A 6,424-nucleotide genomic window follows, 5' to 3' on the forward strand; every position below is an offset into this window, starting at 1 on the left:
ATTACTATATGCAAAATCCCTTCACTTGCCGACGATTCTTAATTAATGATAAAAAAAGCCTGATCCATAGGGACCAGACTTTTTTCCTATTTATATATTTGCCGCCTTTGACGATTCCTTACGATTTACTTCATCAATTTTTTGAACAAACATGTGAAAAACACGCTGCTTCTCTTCTAAGTCTTTTATATATTCCTTTAATTGATTATAACTTTCCTCAAACGGCTTATGATACCTTTGCCGTATACTTTCAATAATTTCTTCATTCACTGTCGATTGAATGACTTGCTTGGTGATCCCGTATTTATAAGAGTATACCTTTAATTCTTGTGCCACTTCGTCATATTCTTTATCAATTTCGGCAAGGACTACTGAAATATCATCTTTCCACTCTTCTAGTGATTTTTGTAAGTAAGATTTAACCATGGTTTCTTCCATTATTGCACCCGCCCTAATAAAGTCTTGATAACTTTATTATACTGGAGAGAGTTTACATATAAATTTCTAGCAGTTTACAATGCTATATCAATAAATAGGATGATTTTCCGATTTACATAGATTAATAGATATATACTAAGAAACCGCACCTATCATAACCGGGACATTTTGGGTAATATTATTGGCATTTCCTAAATCAATATTTATCATTAATGAATATTGAAAGGTATGATTTTTTTTAATATCGTCTGGAACATCGATAAAAAAAGTAATCTTTCCAGTCTGGTTTGGACTACACTCTAGAGAACAGAACACGGAATGACTATTTAATGTTTCTTCTACAAATGAATTTGAATCAACCCCAACGAGGTCAATATCATATCTTTTTATTTTATTTTTCAATAGCCCGCCTGTAATCTCAATCGTGCCATTTATGATGCTACCAGCTTCGTAAACCTGTTTATCTAGATGTACCATTGTTTTCGGCAAGCCTATTTTCAGTTTTGTTAAATAATCTTTTAATGTCATCTTCATCTTCACCTGTTCCCTAAAAATAGGCATAATAAAAGACCTCCATTTTAGTCAAGCTGCTTAATATGTTTTCATAAAACAAAAAAGCCCCTGCACTTGGCGGTCTATTGACCTCCTTCGCTTTAGCCGACGAAGTTAGCTGACGGGTAGGATGGCGAAAGATATTCTCATCCTTTCCACAATGTAGAATTAACCCCAATAAAATTGGTTCCTCCGTACCCATGATAAATGGGATTTAGCCGAAATATTTAATTCAAGTTGATTATGACGATTATTGTATCCTCAACCAGTTTGATTGTAAAGAGTGATTTTCACTTAAATTAACCGACTTAGCTCGAATTTTTATTAAAAATAATGATTTATCTTTTGTTTGCTCATGAATCATCGGTATTTGTTGGTTATCTACTTTTGTCAAAGAATAGACATTCAAGTATAAGACCTGTCTTTGTAGTTGGTATCTAAACATTATTCCACTACGATATTTTATCTCCAAGTTATTAATGTTAAACTAAGAAAACATACTTCATAAAAGGAGCCGTTCAATGTCTGAGTATAAAGTTTTATTTTTAGATATTGATGGAACCATCATCAAGCCCGATGATTCCATTGACGAAACTACAGTAAAAGCGATTCAGCAGGTTCAACAGAAGGGAATAGAGGTTTTTTTAGCAACCGGGAGACCCTTACACGAAATCAGAGAGATTGCAGATGAATTAAAGGTAACCTCGCTTATCGGGTATAATGGTGCTTTTGCCATTTATCAAGGTAAAGATCTTTTTCAGGAGCCGATTGAGAAGGAAAGTGTTATACAATTCATAGACATAGCGAAAACGAATCAACATGAACTTGTTTTGTATACGAAGGACCAAAATTTATTCACCGACTTAGAAGCAGATTGTGTAAAAGAATTTATCGCGAAGTTCCACTTACATAAAAACGAAATCTATTTGCCGGCAAATGATTATGATATTCTAGGAATGACCTTGATAAACTTAGCATCAAAGGATACAGCTTTATATAAAATTGAAGATCAAATTCACTTATCGCAGGTAAATCTTGAAGGAATGCGTCATTGTTATGATGTAATTAGATATAAGGTAAATAAAGGGATTGCCGTCCAATATGTACTCAAGCATCTTGGGCTTTCAAAGGAAAATGCTATTGCTTTTGGAGACGGCTTAAATGATAAAGAAATGTTGATGAGTGTAGGTGAAGGATTTGCTATGGGAAATGGTCATCCTGACCTCTTTCAATATGCTAAGCATAAAACCACAACCGTAAACAATTCCGGGATTTATAATGGATTAAAAAAACTAGGGATTATTGAGTAAAAGCTGTGCATTGCGCACAGCTTTTTTTGCATAAATTTGTTGGTATTTCGTGTTATACGTCTTGTTTTGAAAGCTTTTGTCACCCTGCAGGAAAACGGGGGGTTTCATAGAGAATTTACTATCTAAAGCTGTTTTACCGTTAATTAGAGAGAAGGGATTTGATTATTATGAAAACTTTCACATTAAAGGAAGTTTCCAAAAAAATAAATGTTAAACCTGCGACACTCAAAAAATGGGAAGATGACCTTGAGGAATATTTGGAAATTCCTCGAACAAAACAAGGGGCGAGAATCTATTCACAAGTAGAAATAGATTTACTGTTGGAAATTAAGCAAATGTACGAAAACAAACTAAGCACGCCAATGATATTACATTTATTGCGTGGAGGTACCGATGATCTTGAGGAAGATATTGCTGAACATGAGGCAGATGAATCTTCTTTACAAATAGCAGAAATGTCAGAAACAGAAGAAGAAATATCAGAACATTCAGCAAAGGAACTGGCGATTGTTTCTCATGAAGGGACACCAATGTCCGATGAAGAGATTGCAATAAAGAATGCCGATGAATTTTTTGTTGCAATGGATAATTATAAACAAAACTTTTTAAATGAAGTGAAAGAAGAAATTAGAAATGTACTTCGAAAAGAAGTAGTGGATGAAGTCAAAAAGGAAATTGCCAGCGGGGCTAACTTCACAGTAAATTCTCTATCTGAATCAATAAATCAATCGACAGCTTCTACAAAAGCAGGAATCGAAGAACTTTCGGATCACTTAGAAAAATCGGCAGAACAGACGACTGAAAGGCTTCTTTATTTATCAAAGAGTATTGTAAATGCCTCTCACGAAACTTCAGAAGAGATTTACACACTCTCGAAACAGTTATCTCAATCTACAGAAGAACTGGCACATTACGTAGACATTACAAACACAGAGATTTTTAACCTTTCGGAAGCGATTGAAATCGACCGTTTAGAACGTGGAAAGGAACGGGACCAATTCCGCCATGAAATTACACAAAGAGAAGCAGCCTTTCAGGACTTGTTAACTAGTTTTCGAGATGTAGCTGCGGCGAAAGAAAAGAAATGGTGGAAATTCTGGGATTAGAAAGGAAGTCTCTTGCTACAATCAAAGAATTTTTCAAGCGGGGGGAATGATGATGAATACAAACCAAGTTGCAAAATTTTTAGGGGTTTCAGCCAGTACCATTCAGCGGTGGGTAAAACAGCTAGAACTTCCGATGGAGCGGAATGAACGAGGACATTATCATTTTAATAATGAGGATATTGACCTTCTAAAAAATATTCAGACACAAATCCAAAATGGAAACTTGCTTCAAGAAATTGCCCCTGTACAAGAAAAAAAGATTCGAAAAGGGGCAGTAAAATCAATTGAAAGCAATGCTGAGCTTGAAAGATTGTATTCGATTGTGAGTGACTTGGAAGCAAAGGTGAATTCAAAAGCTGACTCAGTAGCATCCTATCAACTGCTGCAGCACCGCCGGGAAATTGAGGAATTACAGACTAAGGTTAAAGATTTAACAAAACAAGTTGAAACCCTACAATCACAGCTAGATGAGATGACGAAAACCACGCTGCCAGACAAACCGATCGTTTTAGAGCAAGGCAAGCTTAATAGAAAAAAGAAGAAATTTGTTAGTTCGTTATTTGGATTTTTAGGGTAAAAAACAAGCCGGATGTGTTTAGAACACATTCGGCTTTTATATTTTTAGCTCAACGAGCGGTCTGGTATATTTTTTTATCATATAACTTCCCAAAACTAAACAAACTATGAACGAGAAAATTATTAAAAATAAGTAATTATCTGATATGGCATTTGGTAAAATAGCTTGGATGGATTTTATAATAAACCCATGGAATAAGTAAACATAAAGTGTCCTTTCACCTATTTTGGTTATTCGATACTGATTGGATGGGATTAAAGGCAAGAAGCCAAAAACAACAATTAACGTTAAACCATATTGTAAAGCACGCAGCAGTCCATCACTAAGCTGCATCCCCCCCATATTTTCATATGAGGTATCTCCTAACAGCCATGGGACAGCATCTTTTGGGAAACTAAACCCAAAAAATAAAAATGTAAAGACGATAATGACCACTCCGGCTGGAACTGCAAACTTTGCTCTAATGATCCGTTTTAAATGGTCCCCATTCATTAAGAACCCTAATAGAAAATACGGAAAGAAAACAAAGGTCCGAGATATACTCATAAAACTCCCTGCATTCTCAAAATATCCGACAACGATGCCAAGTATGACGGCAATGAGTAATCCAACCCATTTTAATTTAGCAAATACATAGAGTAATAAATTCCAAAAAAACAAACTTAACAAAAACCATAACGACCAATGAGGCTGGAACAAATCAAATTCAAGTGATTCTTCCTTGCCCAGTAAAAAATAAAAAACAGAATAGATAACTTGAAAAACAAAGTAGGGAATCAAGATTTTTTGTACTGATTTTTGAAGATACCCTTTCTTCTTATAACCTTTAGCAAAATAGCCGGATATCAAAATAAACGCCGGCATGTGAAAAAGAAAAATCACGGTATATAAGGTAAATAGTAATTTATCCTGGTCTTTATACGGGCTTATCATATGCCCAAAAACAACAAGAAAAATCAATATAAATTTCGCATTATCAAAATATTTACTTCTACTTGCTGTGGAAGCCATCCTATACCCCCTTAAATTTTCACTCAAAGTTATACTGAAAAAACACCAAACCTATTTTACACCATTTTACCTTATTAATGTTACAGAGAAACTTAATAAAAGTTACTTTTTGTTTCAATTAAATCACAATTTCAAAATAATAATAGTAATGTCCTATGCTATTTCGACTATTGGCAATATATTCTATAACCTGCTTTTATGACCTGATGATAAAAATCACATACACAAAAGATGATAGGTGGTATTATGCAGAGTAAGTTCTAAATTCTTTAAACAAATGAAATGGGGTTATAAATTGAACTTTCCACAATTAAAAATTGCTCATATCATGCCAAAGGTACCTATTTTCCAAGGAGGTATGGGAGTCGGAATTTCATTAAGCAAACTAGCTTCAGCGGTAGCAAATGCTGGTGGTGTTGGGATTATCTCAGGTACAGGTATATCCACCGATGAAATGCGCGATCATATCAGAAAAGCAAAAAGTTTAGTACAAGAAGGCACAGGATATATTGGGGTAAATGTTTTGTTCGCGATGAATGACTTTGCAGAAAAGATGAAAGCGGCTCTTGAAGAAAAAGTCGATTTTATTATTTCTGGAGCGGGAATCTCAAGGGATATGTATGCTTGGGGGAGACAGGCTGGCATCCCCGTCATTTCTATTGTTTCTTCGGCCAAATTGGCTAGAATTTCAGAGAGACTTGGCGCGGCAGCTGTAGTCGTTGAGGGTTTTGAAGCCGGCGGACACCTTGGAACAGACAGACCGATGTTTGATATACTTCCTGAGGTAGTGGAAGCAGTGTCAATCCCTGTCCTTGCTGCAGGAGGAATCATGACTGGCGAAGATATTGCTAAGGCTATTTCAATGGGTGCAGCTGGGGTTCAGATGGGTACAAGGTTTGTAGCTAGTGAAGAATGTGACGCTCCTCTTGCATTTAAACAGAAATATGTAGACGCGCGAAAAGAAGATACAGCTTTAGTTAAAACAACGGTTGGCCTGCACGGAAGAGTCATCGTGAATAACTTTGCAAAATTGATCAGCGGGTCAGACAAATTAAAAATTGCTAAATGCCATGATTGTTTAAAAAATTGTTCTTATCGCTTCTGTACACTTGATTCCCTTCTTACAAGTATGGGTGGAGATGTCGAAAATGGACTCGTCTTTGCTGGTGCTCGAGTAGATGAAATTAAGGATATACTGCCTGTACAACAAATTATTGATCAACTTACTTTTGAGTATCAAAATTCAGTGAATAGATAAGATATAAAAAAGAGACAACCATCTGGTTGTCTTCAGATTGTCGAGAAAGGTATCTCTCTCGGCAATTTTTATTTTTCTGCCTGCCCAAAGGCCTGTTGATTTCCGCTCCAGGTGCTTCGCTTTCCGCGGGCGTGCCGGGGAGCCTCCTCGGCGCTTAAGCGCCTGTGGGGTC

The 6,424-nt window shown here is 35.9% G+C and carries 8 protein-coding genes and 1 riboswitch; of the genes, 4 read left to right on the plus strand and 4 right to left on the minus strand.

Going from position 1 to position 6,424, the window contains the following annotated elements:
• Positions 1-90: 90 nt before the first annotated feature.
• Together F4694_RS29295 and F4694_RS29300 are read right to left on the minus strand one after the other, a co-directional pair.
• Positions 91-438, minus strand: a complete 348-nt coding sequence (locus F4694_RS29295) for a hypothetical protein (protein WP_179603437.1) — start codon at positions 436-438, stop codon at positions 91-93.
• 135 nt (positions 439-573) lie between these two features.
• A complete protein-coding gene (locus F4694_RS29300) occupies positions 574-999 on the minus strand; it encodes a sporulation protein (RefSeq protein WP_179603438.1) in 426 nt (141 codons plus the stop codon).
• Between the two features lie 79 nt (positions 1,000-1,078).
• A riboswitch (cyclic di-AMP (ydaO/yuaA leader) is annotated at positions 1,079-1,220 on the minus strand.
• A 291-nt stretch (positions 1,221-1,511) separates the two neighbouring features.
• On the opposite strand from F4694_RS29300, the gene F4694_RS29305 reads away from it, so the two are divergent.
• The 3 genes from F4694_RS29305 (at position 1,512) to F4694_RS29315 (ending at position 3,983) form a co-directional block, all read left to right on the plus strand.
• Positions 1,512-2,300 (plus strand): HAD family hydrolase, encoded by a 789-nt coding sequence (locus F4694_RS29305; protein ID WP_179603439.1) that lies wholly within the window; start codon positions 1,512-1,514, stop codon positions 2,298-2,300.
• 167 nt (positions 2,301-2,467) lie between these two features.
• A complete protein-coding gene (locus F4694_RS29310) occupies positions 2,468-3,406 on the plus strand; it encodes a MerR family transcriptional regulator (protein ID WP_179603440.1) in 939 nt (312 codons plus the stop codon).
• A 52-nt stretch (positions 3,407-3,458) separates the two neighbouring features.
• Positions 3,459-3,983 (plus strand): MerR family transcriptional regulator, encoded by a 525-nt coding sequence (locus F4694_RS29315; RefSeq protein WP_179603441.1) that lies wholly within the window; start codon positions 3,459-3,461, stop codon positions 3,981-3,983.
• 36 nt (positions 3,984-4,019) lie between these two features.
• Here the strand turns inward: F4694_RS29315 and F4694_RS29320 are convergent, their stop codons facing one another.
• Positions 4,020-4,994 carry an acyltransferase family protein gene (locus tag F4694_RS29320; RefSeq protein WP_179603442.1) on the minus strand — a complete coding sequence of 325 codons (975 nt, stop codon included), beginning with the start codon at positions 4,992-4,994 and terminating at the stop codon, positions 4,020-4,022.
• Between the two features lie 277 nt (positions 4,995-5,271).
• Between F4694_RS29320 and F4694_RS29325 the strand changes: the two genes are divergently transcribed.
• Entirely contained in the window at positions 5,272-6,252 is a 981-nt protein-coding gene (locus F4694_RS29325; RefSeq protein WP_179603454.1) for an NAD(P)H-dependent flavin oxidoreductase, read from the plus strand.
• On the opposite strand, the gene F4694_RS31905 is transcribed toward F4694_RS29325, so the two are convergent.
• Positions 6,238-6,424 (minus strand): hypothetical protein (locus F4694_RS31905; protein ID WP_218895885.1); only part of this gene is annotated, 187 nt, incomplete at its 5' end. The genes F4694_RS29325 and F4694_RS31905 overlap by 15 nt on opposite strands.

It is taken from the genome of Neobacillus driksii (assembly GCF_013409995.1).
GTDB lineage: Bacteria > Bacillota > Bacilli > Bacillales > Cytobacillaceae > Neobacillus > Neobacillus driksii.

Excerpts from the sequence above, each read along its gene's own strand:
- F4694_RS29315 (WP_179603441.1), top strand. The coding sequence starts at position 3,459 with ATGAATACAAACCAAGTTGCAAAATTTTTAGGGGTTTCAGCCAGTACC.
- F4694_RS29305 (WP_179603439.1), top strand. The coding sequence starts at position 1,512 with ATGTCTGAGTATAAAGTTTTATTTTTAGATATTGATGGAACCATCATC.
- F4694_RS29325 (WP_179603454.1), top strand. The coding sequence starts at position 5,272 with ATGAAATGGGGTTATAAATTGAACTTTCCACAATTAAAAATTGCTCAT.
- F4694_RS29295 (WP_179603437.1), bottom strand. The coding sequence starts at position 438 with ATGGAAGAAACCATGGTTAAATCTTACTTACAAAAATCACTAGAAGAG.
- F4694_RS29310 (WP_179603440.1), top strand. The coding sequence starts at position 2,468 with ATGAAAACTTTCACATTAAAGGAAGTTTCCAAAAAAATAAATGTTAAA.
- F4694_RS29320 (WP_179603442.1), bottom strand. The coding sequence starts at position 4,994 with ATGGCTTCCACAGCAAGTAGAAGTAAATATTTTGATAATGCGAAATTT.
- F4694_RS29300 (WP_179603438.1), bottom strand. The coding sequence starts at position 999 with ATGCCTATTTTTAGGGAACAGGTGAAGATGAAGATGACATTAAAAGAT.